The 25,121-nt window shown below is 55.8% G+C and carries 20 protein-coding genes and 1 riboswitch; of the genes, 3 read left to right on the top strand and 17 right to left on the bottom strand.

Annotation, left to right across the window (positions count from 1 at the left end; translation table 11 throughout):
* Positions 1–8: 8 nt before the first annotated feature.
* The 12 genes from ribBA to IV109_RS11030 all read right to left on the bottom strand — a co-directional run bounded on the left by ribBA (position 9) and on the right by IV109_RS11030 (position 13,811).
* Positions 9–1,124, bottom strand: a complete 1,116-nt coding sequence (ribBA, locus tag IV109_RS11085) for a bifunctional 3,4-dihydroxy-2-butanone-4-phosphate synthase/GTP cyclohydrolase II (protein ID WP_296696182.1) — start codon at positions 1,122–1,124, stop codon at positions 9–11.
* Positions 1,125–1,169: 45 nt separating this feature from the next.
* Complete coding sequence (locus IV109_RS11080; protein ID WP_296696179.1) at positions 1,170–1,814, bottom strand: riboflavin synthase; 645 nt, start codon at positions 1,812–1,814, stop codon at positions 1,170–1,172.
* Between the two features lie 58 nt (positions 1,815–1,872).
* The gene (ribD, locus tag IV109_RS11075; RefSeq protein ID WP_296696546.1) at positions 1,873–2,970 is read right to left on the bottom strand and encodes a bifunctional diaminohydroxyphosphoribosylaminopyrimidine deaminase/5-amino-6-(5-phosphoribosylamino)uracil reductase RibD; all 1,098 of its coding nucleotides are present in this window, start codon (positions 2,968–2,970) and stop codon (positions 1,873–1,875) included.
* Between the two features lie 48 nt (positions 2,971–3,018).
* A complete protein-coding gene (locus IV109_RS11070; protein WP_296696542.1) occupies positions 3,019–3,594 on the bottom strand; it encodes a GspH/FimT family pseudopilin in 576 nt (191 codons plus the stop codon).
* The gene (locus IV109_RS11065) at positions 3,591–4,076 is read right to left on the bottom strand and encodes a type IV pilin protein (protein WP_296696177.1); all 486 of its coding nucleotides are present in this window, start codon (positions 4,074–4,076) and stop codon (positions 3,591–3,593) included. Before IV109_RS11065 ends, IV109_RS11070 begins: the two co-directional genes overlap by 4 nt.
* Positions 4,073–8,605 carry a PilC/PilY family type IV pilus protein gene (locus IV109_RS11060; protein WP_296696175.1) on the bottom strand — a complete coding sequence of 1,511 codons (4,533 nt, stop codon included), beginning with the start codon at positions 8,603–8,605 and terminating at the stop codon, positions 4,073–4,075. The genes IV109_RS11065 and IV109_RS11060 overlap by 4 nt, the downstream gene beginning before the upstream one ends.
* A 16-nt stretch (positions 8,606–8,621) precedes the next feature.
* On the bottom strand, positions 8,622–9,236 hold the full coding sequence (locus IV109_RS11055) for a PilX N-terminal domain-containing pilus assembly protein (RefSeq protein WP_296696174.1): 615 nt from the start codon (positions 9,234–9,236) through the stop codon (positions 8,622–8,624).
* A gap of 4 nt (positions 9,237–9,240) precedes the next feature.
* A complete protein-coding gene (locus IV109_RS11050; protein ID WP_296696172.1) occupies positions 9,241–10,323 on the bottom strand; it encodes a PilW family protein in 1,083 nt (360 codons plus the stop codon).
* Between the two features lie 2 nt (positions 10,324–10,325).
* Entirely contained in the window at positions 10,326–10,964 is a 639-nt protein-coding gene (gene pilV, locus IV109_RS11045) for a type IV pilus modification protein PilV (RefSeq protein WP_296696170.1), read from the bottom strand.
* Between the two features lie 113 nt (positions 10,965–11,077).
* Entirely contained in the window at positions 11,078–11,527 is a 450-nt protein-coding gene (gene nrdR / locus IV109_RS11040) for a transcriptional regulator NrdR (protein WP_296696169.1), read from the bottom strand.
* Between the two features lie 11 nt (positions 11,528–11,538).
* The gene (gene glyA, locus IV109_RS11035; RefSeq protein WP_296696166.1) at positions 11,539–12,783 is read right to left on the bottom strand and encodes a serine hydroxymethyltransferase; all 1,245 of its coding nucleotides are present in this window, start codon (positions 12,781–12,783) and stop codon (positions 11,539–11,541) included.
* A gap of 46 nt (positions 12,784–12,829) precedes the next feature.
* Positions 12,830–12,960, bottom strand: a riboswitch (ZMP/ZTP riboswitch).
* A gap of 41 nt (positions 12,961–13,001) precedes the next feature.
* Positions 13,002–13,811: a lytic transglycosylase domain-containing protein gene (locus tag IV109_RS11030; protein WP_296696163.1), complete on the bottom strand. Its 810-nt coding sequence runs from the start codon at positions 13,809–13,811 to the stop codon at positions 13,002–13,004.
* Positions 13,812–14,634: 823 nt separating this feature from the next.
* On the opposite strand from IV109_RS11030, the gene IV109_RS11025 reads away from it, so the two are divergent.
* Together IV109_RS11025 and IV109_RS11020 are read left to right on the top strand one after the other, a co-directional pair.
* Positions 14,635–17,409, top strand: coding sequence for a DUF349 domain-containing protein (locus IV109_RS11025; protein WP_296696159.1), 2,775 nt, complete (start codon positions 14,635–14,637; stop codon positions 17,407–17,409).
* 17 nt (positions 17,410–17,426) lie between these two features.
* On the top strand, positions 17,427–19,034 hold the full coding sequence (locus IV109_RS11020) for an HD domain-containing phosphohydrolase (protein WP_296696154.1): 1,608 nt from the start codon (positions 17,427–17,429) through the stop codon (positions 19,032–19,034).
* Positions 19,035–19,047: 13 nt separating this feature from the next.
* Here IV109_RS11020 and IV109_RS11015 read toward each other — a convergent pair whose 3' ends face one another.
* The 5 genes from IV109_RS11015 to IV109_RS10995 all read right to left on the bottom strand — a co-directional run bounded on the left by IV109_RS11015 (position 19,048) and on the right by IV109_RS10995 (position 23,521).
* Positions 19,048–19,905, bottom strand: a complete 858-nt coding sequence (locus tag IV109_RS11015) for a UDP-2,3-diacylglucosamine diphosphatase (RefSeq protein WP_296696151.1) — start codon at positions 19,903–19,905, stop codon at positions 19,048–19,050.
* A 1-nt stretch (position 19,906) separates the two neighbouring features.
* Positions 19,907–20,413: a peptidylprolyl isomerase gene (locus IV109_RS11010; RefSeq protein ID WP_296696149.1), complete on the bottom strand. Its 507-nt coding sequence runs from the start codon at positions 20,411–20,413 to the stop codon at positions 19,907–19,909.
* A 3-nt stretch (positions 20,414–20,416) separates the two neighbouring features.
* Positions 20,417–21,049, bottom strand: coding sequence for a peptidylprolyl isomerase (locus tag IV109_RS11005; protein WP_296696539.1), 633 nt, complete (start codon positions 21,047–21,049; stop codon positions 20,417–20,419).
* A gap of 50 nt (positions 21,050–21,099) precedes the next feature.
* A complete protein-coding gene (locus tag IV109_RS11000; RefSeq protein WP_296696146.1) occupies positions 21,100–22,335 on the bottom strand; it encodes a L,D-transpeptidase family protein in 1,236 nt (411 codons plus the stop codon).
* Positions 22,336–22,408: 73 nt separating this feature from the next.
* Complete coding sequence (locus tag IV109_RS10995) at positions 22,409–23,521, bottom strand: tetratricopeptide repeat protein (protein ID WP_296696143.1); 1,113 nt, start codon at positions 23,519–23,521, stop codon at positions 22,409–22,411.
* A gap of 182 nt (positions 23,522–23,703) precedes the next feature.
* Between IV109_RS10995 and cysS the strand changes: the two genes are divergently transcribed.
* On the top strand, positions 23,704–25,080 hold the full coding sequence (gene cysS / locus IV109_RS10990; protein WP_296696140.1) for a cysteine--tRNA ligase: 1,377 nt from the start codon (positions 23,704–23,706) through the stop codon (positions 25,078–25,080).
* Positions 25,081–25,121 lie beyond the last annotated feature (41 nt).

Here is a 25,121-nt window from a genome sequence, read left to right as displayed (position 1 = left end):
TCTTGATGTTATTTGGTGATGTACCCGGCGATTTCCAGCCCATAGCCCGTCATGCTCGGCATGCGGCGCGGATTGCCCATGAGATTCATTTTGTGGACGCCGCATTCACGCAGGATTTGGGCACCGATGCCATAAGTTCGCAAGTCCATACGTCCGCGCTCGGGACCATGGCTGGCGCGGGCAGTGCCGTCAAACTGCGCCAGCAGCTGCTCGGCACTCTCGCCGCAATTTAGCAAGACCACAACGCCTTTGCCTTCTTTAGCTACGCGCGCCAGGCTGGCATCCAGACTCCAGGAGTGCATGGCGCGGCCGACTTCCAATGCATCCAGAACCGAAAGCGGCTCATGCACGCGGGCGGCAACCGTGTCAGCTGGGCTCCACTGGCCTTTGACCAGCGCCAGATGCACGCCTTGTGCTGGCTTGTCCTTGAAGGCATGAACGGTAAATTCCCCGAACGCAGTGTTGAGTGTACGGGTGCCCAGCTTTTCAACCAGGGATTCAACCCGACTGCGGTGCTCAATCAGATCGGCAATCGTGCCAATCTTGAGGCCATGCTCTGCGGCGAACAACTGCAGGTCCGGCAGGCGCGCCATGGTGCCGTCGTCCTTCATGATTTCGCAGATGACGGAGGCGGGGGAACAGCCCGCCATCGTTGCCAGGTCACAGCCGGCTTCGGTGTGACCAGCCCGCATCAGCACGCCGCCTTCGACCGCCTGGAGGGGGAAGATATGACCGGGTTGCACCAGATCGTCAGCCACTGCATTTTTGGCTACCGCAGCTTGCACGGTGCGAGCCCGATCGGCTGCCGAAATGCCGGTCGTCACGCCTTCGGCAGCTTCAATGGAAACGGTGAAGGCTGTACCTTTTTTGTCCCCGTTGCGGACAGTCATCGGTGGTAACTGCAGACGCTCGCAACGTTCGCGGGTCAGCGTCAGGCAGATCAGCCCACGACCAAAGCGCGCCATGAAGTTGATGGCATCTGCGGTAACGTGGTCAGCGGCCAGCACCAGATCGCCTTCGTTTTCGCGGTCTTCCTCATCGACCAAAATAACGATGCGCCCAGCGCGCATGTCGGCCACAATGTCTTCAACCGGGGAAATGGCCACAGGGGTGAGAGCGGTCATGAGAGAGTCTTTCAGGATGTATGAGGATGGGGTTGGATCGCCGCGTCAAATCGCAGCGGGCCTGGTGTGTTGTGGATCCGCGCTGAGCATTCTTTCAACATAGCGCGCGATCAAATCGATTTCCAGATTCACCTGCGATCCGGCTTTGAGCGTGCCAAGCGCCGTGTTTTCCACGGTATGGGGAATCAGGTTGATGCTCATCTCGCAGCCAGAGGCACTATCTTGAATCCGGTTGACCGTCAGGCTGACGCCATTGATGGTAATCGAGCCTTTGTAAGCCAGGTATTTGGCCAGCATCAGCGGCGCCAGCACCCGCAATTCCCAGCTCTCGCCTACCTGCTCGAAATACTGCACGGTGCCGATACCATCGACATGGCCAGACACAATGTGACCACCCAGGCGATCATGCGCACGCAAGGCCTTTTCCAGGTTGATCGAGCCCATTTGCGTCAAACCAGCCGTTTTATCCAGCGATTCGGCGGAAATATCCACGGTGAACTGGCGCTGCGCAGGGTCCAAGGTGGTGACAGTCATGCAAGCACCATTCAGCGCAATGCTGTCGCCCAAGCCCACGTCGTCAAGGTAAGCAGGCGGGCACTCCATAGTGAGGCGCTTGCCATGCGTAGAAGAGCTGCCTAAGGCGTGAACGGCGACGATGCGCCCTACGCCGGTGATGATTCCGGTAAACATCCGGGTATTTTCGCAGGGATTGGCCTCAGCGTTGGCAGAACGCTGAAATACTTGTCATTTAGAACTGGTCACGCCCCGGAATGCGGGCCACGATGCGCAGGTCAGGTCCCAGCATGTCGGTCGATTTGAACTCCAGAGGAACAGCCTGGGAGAGTTCAGTCAATGGGCCAAAATTGGCCATATCGCAGCCTGATCCAATCAGTTTAGGCGCCAGATAGACCAGGAATTCGTCCACAAGGCCCTCCCGAATCAGGGAGCCGTTGAGCTTGTGACCGGCTTCCACATGCAGTTCGTTGATCTCACGGGCACCAAGGTCTTGCAGCATGGCGTCTAAATCGACCTTGTCTTTTGTGTCGATTTGCTTGCCTGGCAGGTAGATCACGGTGGCGCCGCGCTTCTCCAGTGCTTCCCTTTTTGCCTCATCCGGTATCGCTGCATAGATGTAGATTTTCCGCTCCGGCTGGAAAAGACGGGCATCAAGAGGTGTTTGAAGTCGGCTGTCTACCACCACCAAATGCGGTTGGCGCGGTGTATCCACCAGCCGCACGTCCAGGCGGGGGTCGTCTTCCAGCACGGTGCCTATGCCAGTCAGAACCGCGCAGGCCCGTGCGCGCCAGGCATGGCCATCGGTACGGGCTTCCTCAGAGGTGATCCATTGGCTGACACCATTGTTCAGAGCGGTCTTGCCGTCCAGGGATGCCGCAATTTTCATCCGTACCCAGGGCGTCTTGCGGATCATTCTGCTGAAAAAACCGATGTTCAGCTCGCGTGACTCGGCGGCGCCTGGTCCGACCACGACTTCAATCCCTGCTGCACGCAAGCGATCAAAGCCTTGGCCAGAAACCAATGGATTTGGATCGGCAATAGACGCCACGACCTTTTTGATGCCCGCGGCAGTCAGCGCATCACAGCACGGTCCGGTACGGCCGTGGTGGGAGCAAGGCTCCAGGGTGACATAGGCAGTGGCTCCGACCACTGAATGGTTCAAATCAGCAGCATTTCGTAATGCCATGATTTCGGCGTGTGGCCCCCCGGTCTTTTGCGTAAAGCCTTGTCCCAGCAGGACACCGTTGACATCTGCAATTACACAGCCCACTCGCGGATTTGGATTTGCGACACGAATGGAAGAGTGAGCTGCCGCCAGCGTTAGTGCTATCGGAACGGTTAGATCTTGTTGGGATGGAAAATCAAACAAATCTTCAAATTACTGAGTTGCAGAAGTTGTGCAAGTGCTATCTGTAGATGGTTTACAGATTCGTACTCGGCCGGTACTGGAAATGACAGCCCGCCGTGTTTGCTCATTTTGCTCATTGGCTGTGACGTCGTTCCTAGCAATCGTGAAAGTGAGGGCACCAAATCCTCCGGTTTTTGTTTTTGAGTATCCAGAGGCGTCAAACATGATGTAGGGCGTTGCGCCCGTTGCCGTTCCGTTGCCGGAGATAGTCAAATAGCTTGGCGGAGTATCGGTCTTCAGAACAGAAATGTCGTTGGCAGCAAGATAATTTTGCGATCGATCTTTGTCGACAAATACTTGCCAACCACTGTTCCAGTTGACACCATCGTTTGGAACCACCATGGCATACATACCGCGTTTCATGGCCTCGCTTCGAGCAGCATTGATGCCCGCCAGCAGTGTGTTGGTAAAGGATGACAGTTCAGAATTGCGCTGAAATGCTTTGAAACTGGGGATCGCGACCGCCATTAAAGCAGCGACCAGCGCCATGGTGACCATCAATTCAATGAGGGTGAATCCCCGTTCGGGGGCTCTACATTTAATCATTGCCAACACACGGAAGGTTTGCTTCCGCCACTGCAAGTCTTTGTACCACTGCTGAGGATTTGCAATGTTCCTGCCTCAGGGTCGCTGGTGACTGGCGTAGCGGACACACGTACACAGTCAGCAATGGTCGCACCGGGGCATGCATCTGCGGCAAGCAAATAGGCCGCCTTCGCCAGCGTGTCACCGGAGAACGTTTTAAAAGGCACAGTTGCAGGGGTTACACCCCCGCATGCAGTTCCAGGAGAAGTCGCTGTAGCGACACCGCTGGTTGCCGTAGTGAAACCCACGTAGCAGTTGTTTTGAGTCATGTAGCGCTCTTGCTGCTGCATGAGTTCTGTCAATGCTGCTCGTCCCTCCGCGCGCTTTCCTTTGCGAATGGAGTCCATATAAGAAGGATAGGCAACACTGGCGAGGATGGCGACAATGCCTACCACAATCATCAACTCAATCAAAGTGAATCCACGATTCCTTAGTTTTTTCATGGCGCATTTTTCCGATCTAAATAATTGTGAACCTCACGCCAGCTTAGTCGACCAGTTCTAACTACCCGAGTCGTGGTGGTTCCCACCTTCACGCCGGTAGTTGATGATTCAAAAGTCGTCGTTGTGATAGTCTTTATTCTTTGTCCTGCATTGTCCGTGGCTGAATATGTCGTTGCGGAGGTAATCTCCAAAGGCAGTAACTCACCGACAAGACCACCGGTTGATATCGTTCTAGTGCCACTCCCTCCCGCCAAGTTCAATGTGTATACATACCCTGAGCCGGGTGCAGCGGAGCAAGTACCACTTGTAGCCGGCGTACCGGGAATCAGGCTGGCAAAAGTGATTGAGTCCCCTAGCACGCTCGCATTGAAGATCTGTCGTTCCTTTGACGCAATGTAATCGAAATACCATCCAGATCGTTGTGTCAAATCACCATTCGTAAGCGGACGGCCTAGACTAAATGCAGGTATCGTGACAGATGTCGCTCCTACTGTTCCTGCTTGCAATCTTCCCCTGCCACTGATAGCACTTGCGCCAGCCGGACTGCTATCTGCTGAGGTTGTGTTGTTGTCGTAAATCATGTACATAGATTGCTGTGAAGTCGAAGTTTTGTCCGATATTTCGAGATATTTTCCGGTTCCAAACATGACATAGCTGGTGTTTGGAATTGGACCAAAAGCAATGGTTGGAGCCATAGAAATGGGCTGTGTGTTTGACGCTGCATCTTTTGCAATGTACATGGGGTATGGAACTGGGGCGCCCGCCGTCCCCTTATTGAAAGCTGAAAGCTTGTTCATATTCCAATCTGCAATTCCGACCGAAGTGAAATCAAGTTTCCATAAGTTTCCATGTAAATCCCCCATGAAAATTTCGGTCACCTCGCGGGCCGCCCCAAGCGCCGCTTTGAAATTGATCAAACCTGTTGCCTTCGTGGCCGTAAGTGATGTACCTCCGGTTGCAAGGTAACTCGTAAGGTAATTTAAATCCCCATTCACGGGCAAGGATACCTTGTAGTAATTGGTTCCCAGCGTCCATGCTGTACCTGCTGGCTTACTAAGATCCAGGATAAATAACGCGGGGTAACCACTGCCAAAGAGGCCTGCGCTATCAGCTACATAGTTGTTCACGCCACTTCCTACGACCGCAAACCACTTGTAGATCGGTGTTGTTGCTCCTGGCGCACTGGTCCTAAGCTTCAATATTTGCGGTCGACCGATTACGTTTCCCATGTCAGGATCGTCTGTATGGGTAAATTCCCACATCACATTGGAAGCACTGAACGTCGCCGGGATACTCACGTCAAGAGCAAAAACACCCTGACCGCCTCCTCCTGTGCCCGAAATCAGCACCGTTTTCCAATCGGCAGAGGTTCCAGCGGACCCCACCTGAGCTTCTGCTACCGTTGGCGTGCCATCCATAAAGCTTTGATGGGCTGTCAGGTAAGTACTGCTGGTCAAGGCTGATAATTTTGGTCCCAACCAACTTGGGATATAGCCAAACAGTTCATTGCCATTTGTGGCATCAAAGGCATGAAGCATGCCATCATTGGCCCCCACAAAAACTGCCGGTGTTCTGTTCGCAATGGATGGCGTGGCCGCAAAGGCCGCATAAGTGCTGGAGCCAGTAATGCTCCTCGTTGGGGAGCCCGAGTACACAACACCTGAATTGATGATGTCACCCAGCAAATGCGTACGCCTACGGAACGGATTGCCTTCTTTTGATCGATCTCCACGCAAGTAGTTCAATCGGTCTTGTCCGAGTCCGTCGCTGGCGGATGCTGGGGCCGGCTTATTTAATGCCGCTTGCAGGCTAGTCTCAATAGCCGTCCATGTGAATGCGGTGCCAGCGTCCGAGCCTGCAGCCACAGATACTTTGCCCACAACAATGTTGCGTGTCGTTGCCGGCGTGGGCAGCGCTATGAGTTTGGCATCTGCAGACCAAGTTTTTGGACCCAGAGTCACTGCATTTGTCACGCTGACATTGACCGGAATGGCCAATAGGTCGCCGCTCCAGTCGCTTGTGTCGAAAGTACCTTGGTAGATGGTGCTTCCAGACTGGGTCACATTTTTTGATTGTGCCGCAGCGCCAGCAATACTTGATGCTTGGGTTGATGCCCTAGAGAAGATGTCGTCGAAGGCTTTTAGTACGCCACGTGCGTCGCTTTGCAAAAAGTAAGTGTTGGCCTCACCCGCTCGAGTTGAATCTGTATCTTCCCAAACATACTTGTTAACCGTGTTGTCGTCGTGCTTGAACGGATTGCCCCAAGTGTTCCATGGATTATTTGCGGGTGTCGCTCCGGCTGGATTTGTGCCGGTGTTTGAGAGGTCAGTTTCAAAGCCACCATACTTGGCTGCCATAAAGAACTGATTGGAAGTGCTTCGCGTCGAGAGTAAGCTTTGCTGACCGTACTCATTGACGTCGAAAGTGAAGGTCTTGACACGCAAGCCTGGGCGCTGCTGGCTGGGCGAGCCGGTCCACCCTGTACCCCGAATGTCATGCGTGTGTGCCCAGTAAGCTGAGCCCATGATTTGGCTGCGATCAGTGGCGCTGGGAACACTGCTATTTGCTCCGTTCGGGTTGCCCGTGGTTCGCGAGACGCCTTGACCATCGGTATAGGTGGTAGTGTTATTTTTCTCGAAGTCTTTTACGATACCTCGCCAGTAATTGATGTCGGGGATATTGTTGGCAGCACTTGCCGTTGGCAATCTATTGCCGTCATGAGTGTTGACGTCGCCAATAACAACGATGTTGCTCTTGAGGCAGGAATAGTCACCGGTACTCGATCTTCCTCCCCCGTAGGGATCGGTCCACGTCGTTGACACTGGGAAGCCGTCGTACATGGCAGCCGTGATACTACTGACTGCATCGGTGCTTGGCTGTAAGCCTTGCAAATATCGCAGAGCTTCGTAGTGCAGTTCGCCGACAGGATCGTACTTCTTGTACAAACCCGGGGTGGGACCGGTTCGGCCGAATTGATTGACATATGTGGTTACGCCGCTTTTGCCGTAAGTTGCGTCATTTTCGGGATTAACGACAAACACCCCCGTGCTGTCATCCCACTCCTTATTCGGGTTCCCCGTGCCGGGCGTGTTGTCTACACCATTGATGTCAAAGGTTTTATTTCCCACGTATTTCATTGGCGCACGCAATACCCCGCCGTAGCGACCACTGCTATAGCTTGCAGTTTGATCCATCAGGTAGCCGAAGGCCGCCAATCGCAATTGGTCGCTGTATTTTTGAATAGCCCCGGTAGGTTTGTAATTGCCATTGGGGTATTTTTTGCACAAACCGTAGTCGCGAGCGTCTTGCAACACGCCAGACGAGGTGTTGCACACCTGAACGCGGGAGTAGAAGAATCCATCAGAGTTAAGGCTTGTCGAAACTGTAGGTGTCCATGGGCCAGAATACGTAGATATGTAACAGTTCTTCGCTGTTCCGCTCCAAGGATCGCCAAATACGCTGTTTGAGCATGAGACTCCGTTGGAAGCTGGCGCGACGTACCATTTCTTGGTGCCGCCAGAGTTGGCGCCATACCAAACCTCCCGGACTCCCGTAAAGCTACATTGGGCACCTTCGGCGGCACAATTGGTGGCACCACCTGGCAGGCTGTTTGTCGAATACACAATTGGCCCGATTTGAGCGCCGCTACCGGCGCCCAGTGTGTAGCTGCTGGTATTGCCGCATCCGCCACCAGAGGCTGTGCCAAAGAAAATTTTGTTGAGCGTGTTGCCCACCCAGATATCGTTGGTGCCTGCACCTGTCTGCATTGACGTGGGTACGGCGCCAAAGTAGGGTGTACCTGATGTGCCGCCACTTCTCAGTAATTGCTTTGCAGGGAAATTGGTGCTGTTCCACATGCAGATGGGGTTGCCATCCGGTATGACGGCACGCTGCAGAATGGTCAATGACGGTGTATCAATATAGCGATCCCCGCCAGTCAACGCCAGCCGCAGCATGTCGATTGCCGAACTGGACGCCCAGTTTAAAAAGTTGCCGCTGAATGCATTGGCACACATTCGGCTTGTCATGGTAGGTTGCGTCACACTCGGTACAGCCAATGCTATGGCCGGGCCAGAACGGTCAAACCGTTTGTAGTCTGGCGCGGTTAGCGGTGCGACGGGTGTCTCGGTTGGGGTGTTGTTATATGTATAGCAACTTTCTGCATCGTAATAACCCAGATATTCCTTCGTATTGCTGTATGAGTTGTCACTGGTCGTGTTAGGTACATTTACGTATTGAGCCCCTACAGTAGGAAACTCAACGGACAGTGCCAGCGTCAACGCAGGTTTATCGCCAGCTGTTGCGGCATAAAGTGGGTCAGCTGAAAGAGCGATGGCGGGAATGGTGGGGGGGGTGCTGGCGCTGATCGCTACGAATGAAACCACGGCGACTACTGGTACGATCATCCACGGAACCCACCGTTGGCGCAACCACCGTAGTTTTGAATGACCGGAGAGCTTACGGGCTGACTCACTGAGCATGGCGATTGAGCCGATGATGGACGACAATGAAAATCTGTTGGTGTTCATAACATCAGTCCTGAATTTAAATTCGGTAAAGGATTTGCATCATCACTTGAATGTCGACGCGGGGTCCAAACCCTACCGCAGTCACGCGGTACAAATAGTCTGGATTTGATTTGTCACCGCTTGTCGGATCTACAAGCATTTCCATGACGTAGCGTGGTGCACGGGCAGGCTGTACGCCCGCGCCGCCCGCAGCAAAGGTGCGGTTAGTGAATGTTCCAAATTGTGTCGTTGGGGCGTTGGTGCTGGTATCTGTGTAGTCGGCATCCAACCAAGCTGGATGACCCGTCAAATTTAAAGCGCATAATCCAATTGATGTCCCAGATGTGCCGCAACCGCTAACAGTGGTGAAGGGCGTTTTCCCATCAAATGGTACTGCAGCCCTTCGGGTGCCGGTGGCATCGAATAGATCAAATTCGGCATCGCTCAGAGCCGCTTCTGCAGCCTGCCACGCAACCTGCTGATCGCGATCACTTCGGGCGCCGCGTTCACTCATGATGGCGATTTGTGCTCCGCCGATGCCAAGTAGCGATACCACCACCAGAATCAGCATGACCATAATCAACGAAGCACCATTTTGCTGCCAACGGCGTCGGGAGTTTGAGGTCCGAGAATGCATTTTGGACGTATCCATAAGATCAAAGATTTTGTTGATTCCGAAGCTGCACCGTAAAAGTATGGACCATTCGCAATCGACCATCAATTGTGGTGGGGGTGAACGCTGTGCCTGGATCCAACGTGGCAGTGTTCGACAACGCGGAGCCTTGCGTCCCGGATGCAGAAGACTTTCCAATACCAAAAGGATAGAAAGTCTGCGAAACTTTTTCTTGTTGTGAATTCAATGGTCCTCTGAGAATCAATCCGATACGTACGCTGCGGACGAGTCGCCAGTTGGCATTGGTGCCGACGGCATTTCCTGCAACCGTCAATTGATCTGAACGGAGAAAGCGGTTGGGCGCTTTATTCAAATAGGCATCGGCGGATGCCGCAGAAAGAGGTGGGGGGGCTACGTTGGGCGTCACATCGTCCATGCCATAGAGCACTTGGAAGTTTTCCACACCGCGAACGATCGGTTGAGTAGTAAAGGGTGCTGCACCCGTCGCCGAGTAAGAGCACATCAATGAAGGTTCTCCTTGGCTCACCGCCACATGGAGTATGCTGACCATTCGATCATATCGATTGGTCGGGACGGCAGTGGCCGGATTTCCTGCGCAATCAATCATAGATCCGTCCGAAACTCCTGAACCAGGAAATGTCTCTACACCTTGATACCGCAAGATCAAAATATCACTGCCAAAGCCATCAATGCCAGCAGTGCGCGTTGTGGATGCATTCAGCGGGTCTGTTGCATCGATTAATGCGTTATTAAATCCTGTAATGTTGGGGTCTGGATTAGTTCCAAGGCCAGCCACAGCGACTAAGGCGGAAGACCCTGAAGCACCAGTGAACTGTGAATCTTTATAACCGCTTTGTACAATAAGACGTTGAATGACATCAGCTGCAAAACGACTGTTGTCTCGAAGTTGAGATGCGGCATCAACCGTATTAAAACCTTGTCTCGTCACCGTCAAAGCGGATATTGCTGCCAAAGCAATCAACATGCTAATGACGAGAGCAACAAGCAATTCGACCAATGTCAACCCGCTTGAATATGCTCTTCGAGTTGTGCCGTCGAAAAAGCCGCGCGGCATACCGCACGACCAATAGGGGCTTGCTTGCATCATTATGTCATTCCGGCGGTTACTGAAAAAATTACTGACGGGCGGATAGCTCTTTCAAAGGCGGCCGTGCCAGACTTTGATCTGTCCGTGGAGCCGCGCGTCCAACCAATCTTGACGACAACTACGCCGCCAGTATTGTTGCAAGTCCATATCGGTAGGCCATTTGAATCAAATGGTGCTGAATCAAAGCAAGTCTTGACATGAGCACCAGGAAGTTCAGCATCAACACGGGCAAGCCATTCGGTCATTTGCGCATTGGCTATATCGGTAGCATTGGTGCAAAGAGGGGTAGCAGGTGCCACGTTAAGGCAGTAGGAAGGAGTGGCAGCAACCAACGGCGTGTTGAAGTCTCCTAGATATGGATTGCCTGTTGCAAGAATGCCAATCGCTTTGTTGCCACGCATTAGCTCTGCCAATTCTCGTGCGAGTACGACCGCAGATGATTGCAACCTGGCTTCCCGATTGGATTGCAGTGCGGCAGCCTGCATGCCAACCATCCCTAACAAACCAAATGAAAGTACAACGATTGAGATTAGCACCTCAATTAGCGAAAAACCAGCAGACCTTCTGAATGAATTATGAGCACGCAAAGCATAAGTTGCGCTGGCTGCATATGTGTCGACTCGGTTTTGATGTCTCATAATCGCAATGATAGTTTCTTGACCGAAAAAAAACTATTTTCTACGCGCCGTCTGTCAAGCAGATTTGACCGCTTGGCGGCTCCGAGTCTAGCCCTGTGTCTCAATGACGAGTTTTACCGCCTCACCTCATCCACCAAGGTCTTGAACTCATCAATGTCTTCAAAGCTGCGATAAACGCTGGCGAAGCGCACATAGGCTACTTTGTCGAGCTTCTTGAGTTCGCGCATGACCAGTTCGCCAATGCGGGTGGAGGGCACTTCCCGCAGGCCCAGGTTGAGCAGTTTTTCTTCCATGCGTTCTACCGCAGCGTCGATTTGTTCGATGCTGACCGGGCGCTTGCGTAGCGCCAGGTTCATGGAGGCCAGCAATTTGGCTCGCTCGTACTCAATGCGTCGGCCATCTTTTTTGACGATGGCCGGAAAGTTCACATCCGGGCGTTCGTAGGTGGTGAAGCGCTTTTCGCATGAAGCGCATTGCCGCCTGCGGCGGATGAAATCCCCGTCTTCAGAAATTCGTGTTTCCACCACTTGGGTGTCGGAATGACTGCAGAAGGGGCATTTCATCAGCTTGGTGCTTAACGGTAGACCGGGAAACGTGCGGTCAACGCGTTGACCTTGGCCCGTACAGCATCGATATTGGCAGTGTCCCTTGGATTGTCCAGCACGTCCGCTATCAAATTGGCAGTGATACGGGCTTCTTCATCCTTGAAACCACGGGTGGTCAGGGCGGGGGTGCCGATGCGCACGCCGCTGGTGACCATTGGTTTTTCGGGGTCGTTGGGGATGGCATTTTTGTTGATGGTCATGTGGGCCGCACCTAATACTGCCTCCGCTTCCTTGCCGGTAATGCCCTTGGCGCGCAGATCGACCAGCATCACATGGCTTTCAGTGCGGCCGCTCACGATACGCAGACCGCGCGACACCAGCGTTTCAGCAACAATGCGAGCGTTGGTCAGTACCTGCTTTTGATAGACCTTGAATTCAGGCGTTAAAGCTTCCTTGAAGGCCACGGCTTTAGCTGCAATCACGTGCATCAGCGGGCCGCCTTGCAGTCCGGGGAAGATGGCGCTGTTGATGGCTTTCTCGTGCTGGGCCTTCATCAGAATAATGCCGCCACGTGGGCCACGCAGGCTCTTGTGGGTGGTGGAGGTCACCACGTCGGCATAAGGCACGGGGTTAGGGTACAGGCCGGCTGCGATCAGGCCGGCGTAGTGGGCCATGTCCACCATGAAGATGGCGCCGACGGCTTTGGCCACTTTGGCAAAGCGCTCAAAATCGATAGCAAGAGAATAAGCACTGGCGCCGGCAATAATGAGTTTTGGCTTGGTTTCATGGGCCTTCTTCTCCATTGCGTCGTAGTCGATTTCTTCCTTGGCGTTGAGGCCGTAGGACACCACGTTGAACCACTTGCCGCTCATGTTCAGAGCCATGCCGTGGGTCAAGTGGCCGCCTTCGGCCAGGCTCATGCCCATGATGGTGTCGCCGGGCTTCAGGAAGGCAAGGAAAACGGCTTCATTGGCCGAGGCACCGCAATGTGGTTGCACGTTGGCGCAATCGGCGCCAAAGATCTGTTTGACGCGGTCGATCGCCAGTTGCTCGGCAATGTCCACGTATTCGCAGCCACCGTAGTAGCGTTTGCCGGGGTAACCCTCGGCGTATTTGTTGGTGAGTTGCGAGCCTTGCGCGGCCATGACGGCGGGCGAGGCGTAGTTTTCGCTGGCGATCAGCTCGATGTGGTGTTCCTGGCGAGCGTTTTCAGCCTGGATTGCGGCAAAAATCTCGGGGTCGGTTTGCTCAATGAGAATGTTACGGTTGTACATGGCAGTCCTTAAAGACGATGGGCCTGTGAGTCACGTCGGGTGAAACCAGGGCTGCCCAGGCGAACGGCTGAACACAGTTGCCGATGTGGCAATGCGGTACGCTTCCCAGTGGTTGTCCCACGTCAGCGTCTTATACCTGCAAAGGTCAAGCGCCTATCGCCAGTCGCGTACCCCCCGAGTTTAACTGACAAGCCCTGGCATGTGCCAGGCTTGCTAAATCAGGAACTGAACAGGGCCGCAACTTTGTCAGCGCTGTCGTCGGGTTTGGCTGGCGCCAGCACCGGAATCGTCTGCGGTGCGGTCAGCGGCACAGCCCGGCCGCTGGCCACCATTTTCAAGCGGGAGTGCTCGGCCATGACCTTGCCTGCGTAACCACCGTCGTCTTCAATATTGGCAGCACCAACATAGAACCTCAGCCCGCCTTCGGTGGAGCCCGCCCGTTGGATGCATTCCTGCAACACCTTGACGCCGACCCGCAGATTGGTCAAAGGATCAAAGGCAGCCAGTTTGCCGCCAAAGTTTTCGTACTTGTCGCTGTGAATCTTGGTCATCACCTGCATCAAGCCCTGAGCACCCACGGGACTCTGGGCGAACGGGTTGAAACCTGATTCCACGGCCATGACTGCCAGAATCAGCGTTGGATCAAGCTTGGTACGGATACCGATCTCATAGGCTTCAGCCACCAATGCGCTAACCGGTTCGGGCGCAACGCGGTATTTCTTGCTCAGCCAGTAGGCAACTGCCGCCTGCTGTTTCGGCAACTCCTGTGGATTGGTTGCTGTGGCGCGGTCGATGGCGTCAATTTCCGTTTCCATGCCTGTGACGGCGACTTGTCGGGTTTGCAGCCAGGTAATGAGCTTGATCTCTCCGATCTGACGCAGTTCGGGACGGGCGGTCAAAGTGATGACTGCAAAAATGACAGCCAGCCCAACAAGGGCAAAACCGTTATGTGTGATTTCAAAGAAGCCCTGGGCGATATCTGATGCGAATGTTCGCAGGCCCTGGGTGAATTTTCTAGACGCTGTCATAGCTCTTCCTTCGTTCGCGCGGGCTTGAGTGTTGCACTGGTTTCAGCTCAACACCCTCGGCCCTCGTTTGGGTTGGTACGCTATCAATATCCTGCGGGTTCTTTCGCTTGTTGTGCAGTGATTTGAATATGCCGGGTTCGGCAGCGGGTTCGGGTTATCCCTAGACTTTCGTCGGGATGGGCGGATTCTAGGTTGACTTGATATATCAAGTCAACAATATGAAATAGGTTTGTTATTCTATAAATGATTCAATAAATAGATAAAACCAACTGAAATCAGGGCGCAGCCCAAGTCTTTCTTTGTCCGCGTTTTCCAGTTTCACAATCAATGAGGTGTTTGCGATTGAAATTTCAATTTGAATTCTTCGTGAAGCGTGCCTAGACTGAAAACGCCTGTCACATCACAGGCGGCAAGTCGGCAGTAGCCAGTCCCTACCTCTGGGTAGCAGTGATAAAGCGGCCCCGGCAATTTTTGGAGGCAATCTTTTGCCCCCTGGCACTTTGGGACTTTACCCTCCCACTGTGCAAGCCCAGACGGCATTGACCTTGTGTCAGCCGTCGAGCCCGGCGGCCTGGCTTGGAGCCAACCGACCGGGCTTTCTCATTTGGGGTACATATATAGAGACTGCGATGGCGCGTGCTGCAGGATTTCATCTGGCAGTGATGCCACCTGAGGCAAAATGGGCCTGTGCGCGCGGAACTGAGTTTGAGCACCCCATAGAGCCTCGGACAGACTTTTTGCCGGGCCGGTAAATACCGGCGAAAATAGCGCTTCGACCCTGACCGCAATCCGGCAGGGATTCTTCTCCTTGTGTGTGCGATTCATGTTCTCTTTTTCTGCCCCCTCTAAAACTGCTGAAGCCCTCGAAGTGACAAAACCCCCAGCCAAAACAAACGAAATCCACCCGCTGGACGCGCTGACGGGTGGGGCTTTTTCTGCACACACGTCGGGTGAGCGCACTTCGCGCATCCGTGACTGGCTGGCAAGCGCGCCCAGCGCAGAGCAAATACAAGCCGTGTTCAAGGAACTTAGCGGCAAAGACAAAGGCGCTGCCAAATTGCTGCGCGAAAAGCTCGATGAGATCAAGCGCAGCAGGGGGCAGGAGTCTATTGCGCAGGAGTGGGCTGACAAGGCGCAGGCTTTGCTCGCTGCGGCCAAGCTCAACATCGCCGATGCGATGGCATGGCAGCGCGATGCTGCCAAGGCCGGCGCACCCCTGAGCAAAGAGCCGCTGGCTACCCTCAAGGGACAGCTCAGTGACCGCGTGAAAGTTATCGAAGACCTGCAGCATCGGGTGCAGGTGCAGCGCGAAGCGGCCGTGTTGCTGGCACAGCGCATTGAGGTTCTGTCCACCAAGTCCTGGCGTGATGCGCAGGCCGTTTCCGAGGCCTTGCAGATTGATGTCAATCACTGGCAGGCGCAGGCCACGGCACTTTTGAGTGACACCAACTGGGCCAGTGTGGATGCCCGTTTCCCCCCTTTGCTGGATGCCTCCCGCGCTCAGTTGCTGGTCGTGTGGGATGCCTTCAGTGCCGCTGTGGCGCAAGCTGCTGCCGCTGCCGCCGATGCCGCAGCCCCTTTGCCGCCAGTGCCGGTGTGGGCGGATGAACTGCGTGTGGCGCGTGGCGTGCCGGTTGAGGCCGCAGCAAAGCCGAAAAAACCTTCTATTGATCCTGAAATCAAGGCCAAAGCCCTGAAGGTAGTCCGTGAATCGCTATCAAAGCTGGAGCAGGAAATTGCTGAAGGTCATGGGAAAGCCAGTGCCGGTGCAGCAGCGGCGCTACGCAACGCGTTGAAGGAATTCGGCAAGATCATTGACGACAAGCTTGAGAATCAGGCGCATGCGGCACTGGCTGCAGCTGGCGAGTTGGAGGGTTGGCAGCGCTGGCGCGCCGACCAACTGCGTGAAGAGTTGGTGAGCAAGGCTGAAGGCCTGCTGAATCGCCCCGAGGGGCAAGCCATCGGTGGGCGCAAAGTGCAGGAAATCCTGCGTACCCTGCGCGAACAATGGAAGCAGATCGACCAGGGTGGCGCCCCCAATCACGCTTTGTGGAAACGCTTTGACGATGCCTGCAATGAAGCCCACAAAGTGGTGGAGGTCTGGCTGGAAAAGGTCAAGGCAGAGTCGGCTGAGCACCGTGCACAGCGTTTGGCACTGATCGAAGAGGTCAAGGCTTGGGCTGCAGCCAACCCCGTGGCGCTGGACGATGACTGGAAGGGCTTCAATCGCATCTTGCATCAGTTTGGGGATCGCTGGCGCGAAGGTGGCCATGTGGGTGAAAAGGCCTTTGCCGAGTTGCAGCCATTGTGGAAAGCCGCTATCAACGCGGCCGCCGCGCCGCTGGAAGCTCTGCAAAAGCTCAGCCTGTCAGCGCGCCAGGCCATGATTGAAGAAGCAAAGGCCTTGGGTGCCGAGCCCATGCTGCGCATTGATGCGGTCAAGTCTCTTCAGCAACGCTGGCAGGCGGAGGCGCATGCCGTGCCCATCGAGCGCCGCCAGGAACAAAAGCTGTGGGATGCATTTCGCAAACCTATTGATGACGCCTTCAATCGCAAGACCGCAGAGCGTGAAAAGGCCAACGCTGCCTTGGGCGAGCGCGACCGTGTGGTGCTGGATGCTGCCAAGGCGTTGGAAGCCGCCAACGCAGCAGGCGATGCCCAGGGTATTCGTGCCGCCATGCAGGCACTGGAAGCAGCCTTGCGCGGTCAGGCCCAAGCCAAGGCGGCCGTGCAGGACGCAGAAAAAGACAAGGATGCCTCCGAGTTCCTCGTTAAATCTGCTTTTGATGCTACGCAATCTGTAGCGGAAGTGCCTGCTGTCAGTGCGCTTGAGGCGGATACGGCCCAAGAGTCGGCTGAATCCGCTGAACCAACCGAGGCTGTAGCGCCGGTGGCGCCACCCAAGCCCGCCCCGCGGCCCGTGGTGGCCATGCGTGGCGACGATCGTCCAGGCATGAAGAAGGCAGAGCCTGCGCCTATGGGGCGTGGGCCGAAGTTTGGCGACCGCAAAGATGCGGGCAGGGAGGGTGTACGCGACAGCGCCCGCGGTCCACGTGACGCGCGGTTTGCCGGCCGACCTGACGACAGAGGCCCACGCCGGGATAGCCGTGATGAGGCTTATGGTGCGCGCACCGAGGCCCCGCGCTTGGGTGACACGGCGTTTCGTGCTCAGCGTGACGCCATGGAGCATGCTCAGATGGCACTGCGAAAACTTGCCGCGCAAGCGCATGGCGAGGCATTGACCCATCTGCTGGCCGCATGGGAACATCGCGATACCGCCCAGGTGCCTTCGGCGCAGGAGTTGGGCAATCGCGTGGCAGCGGCCACCCGCAGCGCCTGGATCAAGGCCCTCACTCAAGCACCAGCGGGGGATGCCAGTGTTGCCCAGTTGCGTCTGGAAATGGCTTCTGAAGTGCCAACGCCAGCCGAGCACCTGAATGCCCGACGCGCCTTGCAGTTGCAGTTGTTGACCAAACGGAATGATCCGGCACCGGTTCAAACGTGGGGCCAGGATGTTGCCACGGTGCTGAGCAGTGGCTTTGATGCCGGTCTTGCACGCCGGCTGCAAACGGTGCTGAAGGTGTTGCTGAAGCCATAAACGGAAAGGGGGCGAAGATGGACTCTGTTGACGGCCTGCTCAAACGCCTTGAGCAACTCAATGACATCGGTGCCTCGCTCTCCAAAGAGCGTGACATCACGCGTCTTCTTGAGCGGATTCTGCTGGCGGCCAAGACCATCACGAATGCGGATGGAGGTACGCTGTACCGGATGATGGAGGATGGTCAGACCCTCCGATTCGAGATTTTGCGGACCGATTCGCTGGATATCGCCATGGGCGGGACCTCCGGCAGTCCTATCAGCTTTCCCAATCTACCCTTGTGTGATGAGACCGGCGCACCCAACGACTCGCTGGTGGCGGCGTATGCGGCCATTCATGTGGAGACCGTCAACATAGCAGACGCCTACACCGAGCCCAATTTCGATTTTTCCGGCACACGTCATTTCGATGAACGCACAGGTTACCGCTCGAAGTCATTTCTGGCGGTGCCGATGAAGAATCACGAAGGCGAGGTGATTGGTGTGCTTCAACTCATCAATGCACAGGCGCCCGATAGCCAGGACGTGGTTTCGTTCTCCATGGCCGATCAAAGTCTGGCAGAGTCGTTGGCCTCGCAAGCTGCCATTGCGCTGAGCAACCGCCTGCTGATGACGCAGTTGGAGGAGTTGTTTGAGTCCTTCATCAATCTGATCAACCTGGCCATTGACGAAAAATCCCACTACACCGGCGGCCATTGCCAGCGCGTTCCCACGCTCACCATGCTGTTGGCAGAAGCGGTTGCTGAAACGACGGAAGGACCGCTGGCCTCGTTCACCATGGACGACCGGGACCGGTATGAACTCAAGATCGCCGGCTTGCTGCACGATTGCGGCAAAATCACGACGCCGGTTCATGTGGTGGACAAGGCCACCAAGTTGCAGACCTTGTTTGACCGCGTGCATCTGATCGATACCCGCACCGAGGTGCTCAAGCGCGATGCCGAACTCCACGCCCTGCGCCAGCAACTTGCTTTGCGTCCCTGTGTGAATCCGCAGGCAGAAGCCGAACTGTTTGCAGCAGGCCAGGCGGCCATCGAGTCACTTGACGCCGATCGGGAATTTGTTCGCGCCGCCAATATCGGCGGGGAAGCCATGAGTGAGAGTGCCCTGGAGCGCGTACGCCAGATTGGCAGTCAGCGGCTCTGGCGTAATGTTGACGGTGTGGAAACCGAATTTCTCACGGCCAATGAGATTGAAAACCTGACCATTCGGGCCGGCACGCTGACCCTGTCCGAGCGCGACACCATCAACCACCACATTGTGGCGACCATCAAAATGCTGGAGCAGTTGCCCTGGCCCAAGCATCTCAAGAATGTGCCAGAGTATGCCGGTGGCCATCATGAGCGGATGGATGGCAAGGGCTATCCCAAGGGTTTGACGCGGGACCAGATGTCCGTGCAAGCCCGGGTCATGGGCATCGCCGATATTTTCGAGGCTTTGACGGCATCCGACCGACCCTACAAGCCCGGCATGAAGTTATCGCAAGCCGTGGGCATCATGAAAAACTTCAAGGCCATTGGTCATATCGATCCGGATCTGTTTGATATTTTCCTGAAAAAAGGAATTTACCAGCGCTACGCGGAACAATTCCTGGACCCCGGTCAGATCGACGAGGTCAGTCTCTGATCTTGCGTCGGCGTCAGAGCCTGGCCTGGGTCGCGGGTATGCGCTGTACCATGGCTTCTCTGACTGTGTGAGTTGGCTGTCGCGTAAGACGCACGACTTCGGCGCGCGGCGGTATCGCTGCTGTGTCCCAATCGCTCAGAACGATTCGAGTCTGTCCATTTCCCAGATCATGTTGACCCGGCTTGTGGGTGTGACCATGGATCAGGGTTTGAGCTTGAGCTGCTTGTAACCATTCACAACTGGCTTGCGGGTCCAGATCAGCATAGACGGTGCCGCTACGCTTGCGGGTTTCGCTTTGCTGGCGCAGCCCCAGTGCAATTGTGCGGCGTTCCGTCAGTGGCTTGCCGAGAAAGTCCTGTTGCCACTGCGCGCTGCGAACCTGCGCGCGAAACTGCATGTAGTCGGTGTCTGCCAGGCACAAGGCATCACCGTGAGAGAGTAGCCAGCGGTGCCCGCCGAAGTCCAGCCGCGTGGGATCCTCCAGAAGGGTCATGCGACAGTTCCCGGCGAACGCGGGTCCGAGCAAAAAGTCCCGGTTGCCATGCATGAAAAAAATGTCGAGTCGATCGGCAGCTGATTGGAGAACCTGCGCACATTGGTTTTCAAAGCTCACCGAAGGGTCAAGGTCGTCTGCCGATGCGGCAACGATGTCATCCCCCACCCAAACTTCAAACAGGTCACCCAGAATGAACATGGCATCGGCCCGTGTGGACTGCATATAAGTGCGCCACGCATCAAAAGTGACAGGTTCCGAGGCCTGAAGATGCAGGTCGGAGATGAAATCAACACAGCGCCAATGGTCGGGCGCTTGAATCTCACCCCAGGGCGGCACAGATGACTGTGCCTTCAGCCTTGGGGTTAAGCCTGCCATGTCAGAGTGCCACGGCCTTTTCGATGATCACGTCTTCAACCGGCACGTCGTCGTGGTAGCCCTTGCGGCTGGTCTTCACGGCCTTGATCTTGTCCACCACCTCGGTTCCAGAGACCACTTTGCCGAACACGGCATAGCCCCAGCCCTGAGCCGAAATGGCCGTGTGGTTGAGAAAACCGTTGTCCGCCACGTTGATGAAAAACTGCGCAGTAGCCGAATGTGGATCACCGGTACGGGCCATGGCGACGGTGTACATCTGATTCTTCAAGCCATTGTTGGCTTCGTTGTCGATGGGCTTGTCGCCCTTTTTTTCCTTCATGCCGGGCTCCATGCCGCCACCCTGAACCATGAAACCGGGAATGACGCGGTGGAAAATGGTGTTGTTGTAATGGCCCTTGTTCACGTAGCTCAAGAAGTTGGCCACTGATTTTGGGGCCTTATCCTGATCGAGTTCAATGGTGATGACGCCGTAGTTGGCAACGTGGAGTTCGACTTTGGGATTGCTCATGATTTATTTCACCAGGGTTGCAGAGTTGATAAGAATCGGTGTTTTGGGAACGTCGGAAGAAAAGGGACCCCCTGCGCCGGTAGGGCTGGACTTGATTTTTTGCACCACCTCCATGCCACTGACCACTTTGCCAAATACGGTGTAGCCAAACAGTTGCGGTGCGTTCAGCAGATTCGTGCGGGGCGTGTTTTCATAGACACGTCCCTGGTATTCGAACTTGGGCACCGGGTCGCCTGGCGGGATCAGCGTGGGGTCCAGAAAAGCATTGTCCTTGACGTTGATGAAAAACTGCGCCGTTGCAGATTGTGGGTCGCTGGTGCGGGCCATGGCCAGCGTGCCCACTACGTTTTTCGGACCGCCCTTGACCAGCGCTTCACGGCCTTCGTGCACCACGGGGGGGCGCGTCTTTTTCTCGGCATAGCTGGCATCAAAGCCGCCACCTTGAACCATGAAGTTCTCGATCACACGGTGAAAGATGGTGCCGTCGTAGTGTTTGTCTTTCACGTACTGCAGGAAATTTTCAACCGTTTTGGGTGCTTTATCGGGATAGACCTCAACGACAAAGTCGCCGGCGGTGGTGGTGAATTTTACCCGCGGAGCAACTTCCGCCAAGACACCGTTTGCTATTGAAAACATAGCTACTGACGCAATCAGCGTGCGGGTCAGAGTCGAAAAAAATCCAGACTTCATCCAATGACTCCTTCAAAAAATATTTTCCATTGGCTGCCCTGGCGAATCCAGTACTGGCGCTTGGTCGGGCCGGTGCGTGTGCCGTCGGTAACCTCGCCAAAGGTGACGACCATGGTATCGGCGCTGTCTGTCCAGCGCAGCAAGGACAGGTCCTTGAGCTGGATGGCGCGTCCGCGTACCTTGTCCATTTCGCTGCGCAGGGCCGGTGTCCACTCTGTCAGCGTCTTGCCGTAGCTGTTGAAATCCGGTGTGTAGAAATTCAGCAAGCGGTCCATGTTGCCGCTGGACTTGGCGCTTTGCCATGCCGTCAAAGCGTCTTCAAAGGGCTTGTTGTCTGAATGGGCAGCTTTGGGCGTGATCCATTGCAACCGTTGGGAAATGACAACCGGTGTGGTGCGAATCTCGATCGTGCGAATGATCTGGGCCAAGTCAGGGTTGGCCAGGACAACACAGCCATCTGTGGCCAGCGGCGGACGTGAAAACTGGTCGGATGGCGTTCCGTGCAGCCAGATGCCACGGCCTGTTTTGCCGCGTTTGCTGTCAAGCACGTTGGGATAGTTGATGGGCAGCGCACCTGAGCCATAGAAGTCTCTCAGCGACTTGGGGTCAAGATTGCTGGTGATGAAGTAAACCCCCAGCGGGGTGCGCAAATCACCCTCAATGTTCTTTTCCAGCCCGGACTTCCCGATCGAGATGTAGTAGTCCGCGACCAGGGCCAGTCCAGTCGGACGGTTCTCAAACAGGTACAGGCGCGAGCGCGAGGCATCGACGGCAATGGCGTGTTTGTTACGGGGTGACAGGGTTAAAAATTGTGAGGGGATAAGCCCTGGCGGCGGACGTTCACGCAGTGCCTTGAGCCGTACTTGCGACTCTTCCCGCAGTTCATTCAATGCAGGTGTCGCAGCTTTGATAAGTGGCTCCGGCACATCCCCTAAAGTTCGAACGGGTCGCATTCTTGAGGCCAGCAAGTCACCATAGACCAATTGGGCCAACTGAAAATGGGGATAGTCTCTTACCAGCTGCTCGGCTTTCAGCAGCGCTTCGCGGCCATGCGCTTTTGAGATCAACTGGTAAACCTCGATCAGTCGTGCTTCTGCCGGGCCCGGTTCGGCGACGCTTTTGGGGCTGGCAGGTGCTGCTTTGGCCTTGCCCTTTTTGACATCGGTGGCATACGCTGACGATGTCAGCGTGAATGCAGTGGCAGCAATCAAGGCAAGAATGAGCGTTTTCATCATCAAAATGCCAAGCGTTCGCGCTTGTCCTTACCGCAAGTCGGCATTGTCCGATAGGTTCGCCAGGCGATCATCAGCTTCCCGTGGATTCCCGAACGATCAGCCAGCGTTCGCCGGTTTTGACCATGTCGATGGTCTTGCGACTCGATACCGACAGCGCATCGGCCCGGTAATCCTGCCGGAATTTGATAACCGCCTTGTTGCCGTTGATGGTCACGCTCAGGTTTTCCAGTTTCACGCTGATGCTGGATTTGCCGGTAATGCGTTTGCGACGCTCCATTTCCCATGCGCTACGGGATTGTTTGCCAGGAGGTGTGAATTCTTTGCCATAGGCACCCAGGTAGGCCGAGACATCTTTGGCGGCCCAGGCTTTGGCCCAGGCACGCAATGCGGCTTCGGCGTCCTTGGCTGCACTGTCACTGACCGGTGGCTTGACCACTGGCACTGCGGCGGCGGGTGCTGGCGCAGCGGCCGGGCTGGCGACGGCGACAGGGGGCGCAACTGGAGCGGCTGCAGCAGGTACTGCCACGACGGGCGCTGGTGCAGTTGCCGCGGGTGGTCGCGCCACTGCTGGGGCGGGTGCTGGTGCCAGAGGCGGCTTTGCCAATGCAACGGGGGGCGCTGCCGTCGGCGCCATGGGCATCGCTGGACGCACGCCCTTGAGGTTGGGGTTGAACAGCTCGCGAATCAGGGCCAGCTTGGGTTGAACGGCTGTGTTGGTGCTGTCCAGTTGCAGTGCCTTGTTATAGGCCTGGCTGGCGAGTTTGGCGTACACATCACCCAGGTTCTCATGCGCCGTGGCGTAGCTGGGGTTGGTGCGAATCGCCATTTCCAGCGCTGTGCGCGCCTTGTCGTACTGGCTCTGGCCGGCGTACAGCACGGCCAGGTTGTTGTAGGGCTCGGGCAGCTCGGGATAGTCTTCGGTGAGCTTGGTGAAGGTTGTGATGGCATCGGGAATCTTGCCGGCATCGCGCTGAATCACGCCCTTGAGAAATCGCATCTGCGGATCGCGCGGCTTGGCGGCCAGATAGATGTCGGCATTGATCAAGGCTTCGGTCAGCTTGCCGGCCCGCAGCAGTTGACTGACATCAGCATATTCATCGGCCTGGGCTGCGCTTGTGAAGCAGATTGTCGCCAGTGTGAGCAGGCGAAGAGAGGTCAAAACGGAAGAGCGGACGTGCTTCATGGAGCCTTTTAATGCATACACCATAAGGGCCTGCCTCAGGTGACTGTAAGGCAGGGCTATATACTGCGCTGGATTGTAGCCGAGGGGGTTCTTTTCAGCCCTCTCATAATTACCCGCCCATTTGCATTGCCCGCCGAGGTCTCCACTCGGCTGAAGTTCGTTCGAAGTCCCGTTAAATATCCATGAGTCTGCGCATTTACAACACGCTGTCGCGTGCCCTTGAGCCTTTGTCACCTCTGGAGCCAGGTCACGTCCGCATGTACGTCTGTGGCATGACTGTTTACGATCTGTGCCACTTGGGCCATGCGCGCTCGATGGTCGCCTTTGATGTGGTGCAGCGTTGGCTCAAGGCCAGCGGACTGCGGGTGACTTATGTGCGTAACGTGACAGACATTGACGACAAGATCATCAAGCGTTCCCTGGAAAACCGGGAGTCCATCCGTTCCCTTACCGATCGCATGGTTGATGCCTTGCACCAGGATGCCGACGCGCTGGGCATTGAACGCCCCACCTTTGAACCCCGGGCCACAGAATTTGTTCCGCAAATGCTGCAGCTGATCTCCAAACTGTCGGACAAAGGATTGGCCTACCAGTCGCCGAATGGCGATGTGAATTACGCGGTGCGCAAGTTCCAGGGCTATGGCAAGCTCAGCGGCAAATCACTCGATGAATTGCGCGCAGGCGAGCGGGTTGCCGTGCTGGACGGCAAGCAGGACCCGCTGGATTTCGTGCTCTGGAAAACGGCCAAGCCCGACGAGCCCGCCGATGCTCAGTGGGACAGTGCTTACGGCCGGGGTCGTCCGGGCTGGCACATTGAGTGCTCGGCCATGAGTTGCCAGATGCTGGGCGAGAGTTTTGACATTCACGGTGGTGGAGCCGATCTGCAGTTTCCGCACCACGAGAACGAAATTGCCCAGAGTGAGGGGGCCACTGGCAAGCCCCTGGCCAGCATTTGGATGCACAACGGTTTTGTGACCCGGGACAATGAAAAAATGTCCAAAAGTCTGGGCAATTTTTTCACGATTCGCGACATCCTGGCCCGCTTCGATGCCGAAACCACGCGCTTTTTCATCATTCGGGCGCACTACCGCAGCGCCCTGAATCACAGCGATGCGCATCTGGAAGACGCCCGCAACTCCCTCAAGCGTTTGTATACAGCGCTTGATCTGGTGACACCTGCGCCGGTCATCATCGAGTGGACCGAGCCCTTTGCCGCACGGTTCAAGGCGGCGATGGATGAAGACTTTGGCACGCCTGAGGCCGTGTCCGTGCTGTTTGAGTTGGCAACAGAAGTCAACAAGACGGGTTCGGCCGAACTGGCGGGCTTGCTCAAGGCCTTGGGGGCATGTATTGGCTTGCTTCAAGGCGACCCCAAGCTGTTTTTGCAGGCTGGCGCAACACTCGATGAAGCGACTGTGGCCACGCTGATTGCACAACGGGCCGCTGCGAAGGCGGCCAGGGATTTTGCGCAGGCGGACCGCATTCGCCAAGATCTGCTTGCCAAGGGCATTGTGCTGAAAGACTCTGCGGCTGGCACGACATGGGAAGTGGCGCAGTGATGTCAATGTGGATCATTTTTACCTCCAGTCATCGGGAATCA

The organism is Rhodoferax sp., from assembly GCF_018780565.1.
GTDB lineage: Bacteria > Pseudomonadota > Gammaproteobacteria > Burkholderiales > Burkholderiaceae_C > Rhodoferax.
The sequence above is the reverse complement of the archived record's forward strand: the minus strand, read 5'-3'. Positions and strand labels throughout refer to the sequence as shown.

What these genes read in the sequence shown, in the direction of transcription:
- IV109_RS11025 (WP_296696159.1), top strand. Translation starts at nt 14,635, where the DNA reads ATGTTCTCTTTTTCTGCCCCCTCTAAAACTGCTGAAGCCCTCGAAGTG.
- IV109_RS10995 (WP_296696143.1), bottom strand. Translation starts at nt 23,521, where the DNA reads ATGAAGCACGTCCGCTCTTCCGTTTTGACCTCTCTTCGCCTGCTCACA.
- IV109_RS11020 (WP_296696154.1), top strand. Translation starts at nt 17,427, where the DNA reads ATGGACTCTGTTGACGGCCTGCTCAAACGCCTTGAGCAACTCAATGAC.
- IV109_RS11010 (WP_296696149.1), bottom strand. Translation starts at nt 20,413, where the DNA reads ATGAGCAATCCCAAAGTCGAACTCCACGTTGCCAACTACGGCGTCATC.
- IV109_RS11005 (WP_296696539.1), bottom strand. Translation starts at nt 21,049, where the DNA reads ATGTTTTCAATAGCAAACGGTGTCTTGGCGGAAGTTGCTCCGCGGGTA.
- IV109_RS11015 (WP_296696151.1), bottom strand. Translation starts at nt 19,905, where the DNA reads ATGGCAGGCTTAACCCCAAGGCTGAAGGCACAGTCATCTGTGCCGCCC.
- glyA (WP_296696166.1), bottom strand. Translation starts at nt 12,783, where the DNA reads ATGTACAACCGTAACATTCTCATTGAGCAAACCGACCCCGAGATTTTT.
- IV109_RS11030 (WP_296696163.1), bottom strand. Translation starts at nt 13,811, where the DNA reads ATGACAGCGTCTAGAAAATTCACCCAGGGCCTGCGAACATTCGCATCA.
- nrdR (WP_296696169.1), bottom strand. Translation starts at nt 11,527, where the DNA reads ATGAAATGCCCCTTCTGCAGTCATTCCGACACCCAAGTGGTGGAAACA.
- cysS (WP_296696140.1), top strand. Translation starts at nt 23,704, where the DNA reads ATGAGTCTGCGCATTTACAACACGCTGTCGCGTGCCCTTGAGCCTTTG.
- ribBA (WP_296696182.1), bottom strand. Translation starts at nt 1,124, where the DNA reads ATGACCGCTCTCACCCCTGTGGCCATTTCCCCGGTTGAAGACATTGTG.
- IV109_RS11065 (WP_296696177.1), bottom strand. Translation starts at nt 4,076, where the DNA reads ATGAAAAAACTAAGGAATCGTGGATTCACTTTGATTGAGTTGATGATT.
- IV109_RS11080 (WP_296696179.1), bottom strand. Translation starts at nt 1,814, where the DNA reads ATGTTTACCGGAATCATCACCGGCGTAGGGCGCATCGTCGCCGTTCAC.
- IV109_RS11055 (WP_296696174.1), bottom strand. Translation starts at nt 9,236, where the DNA reads ATGGATACGTCCAAAATGCATTCTCGGACCTCAAACTCCCGACGCCGT.
- IV109_RS11050 (WP_296696172.1), bottom strand. Translation starts at nt 10,323, where the DNA reads ATGCAAGCAAGCCCCTATTGGTCGTGCGGTATGCCGCGCGGCTTTTTC.
- IV109_RS11070 (WP_296696542.1), bottom strand. Translation starts at nt 3,594, where the DNA reads ATGATTAAATGTAGAGCCCCCGAACGGGGATTCACCCTCATTGAATTG.
- pilV (WP_296696170.1), bottom strand. Translation starts at nt 10,964, where the DNA reads ATGAGACATCAAAACCGAGTCGACACATATGCAGCCAGCGCAACTTAT.
- IV109_RS11000 (WP_296696146.1), bottom strand. Translation starts at nt 22,335, where the DNA reads ATGAAAACGCTCATTCTTGCCTTGATTGCTGCCACTGCATTCACGCTG.
- IV109_RS11060 (WP_296696175.1), bottom strand. Translation starts at nt 8,605, where the DNA reads ATGAACACCAACAGATTTTCATTGTCGTCCATCATCGGCTCAATCGCC.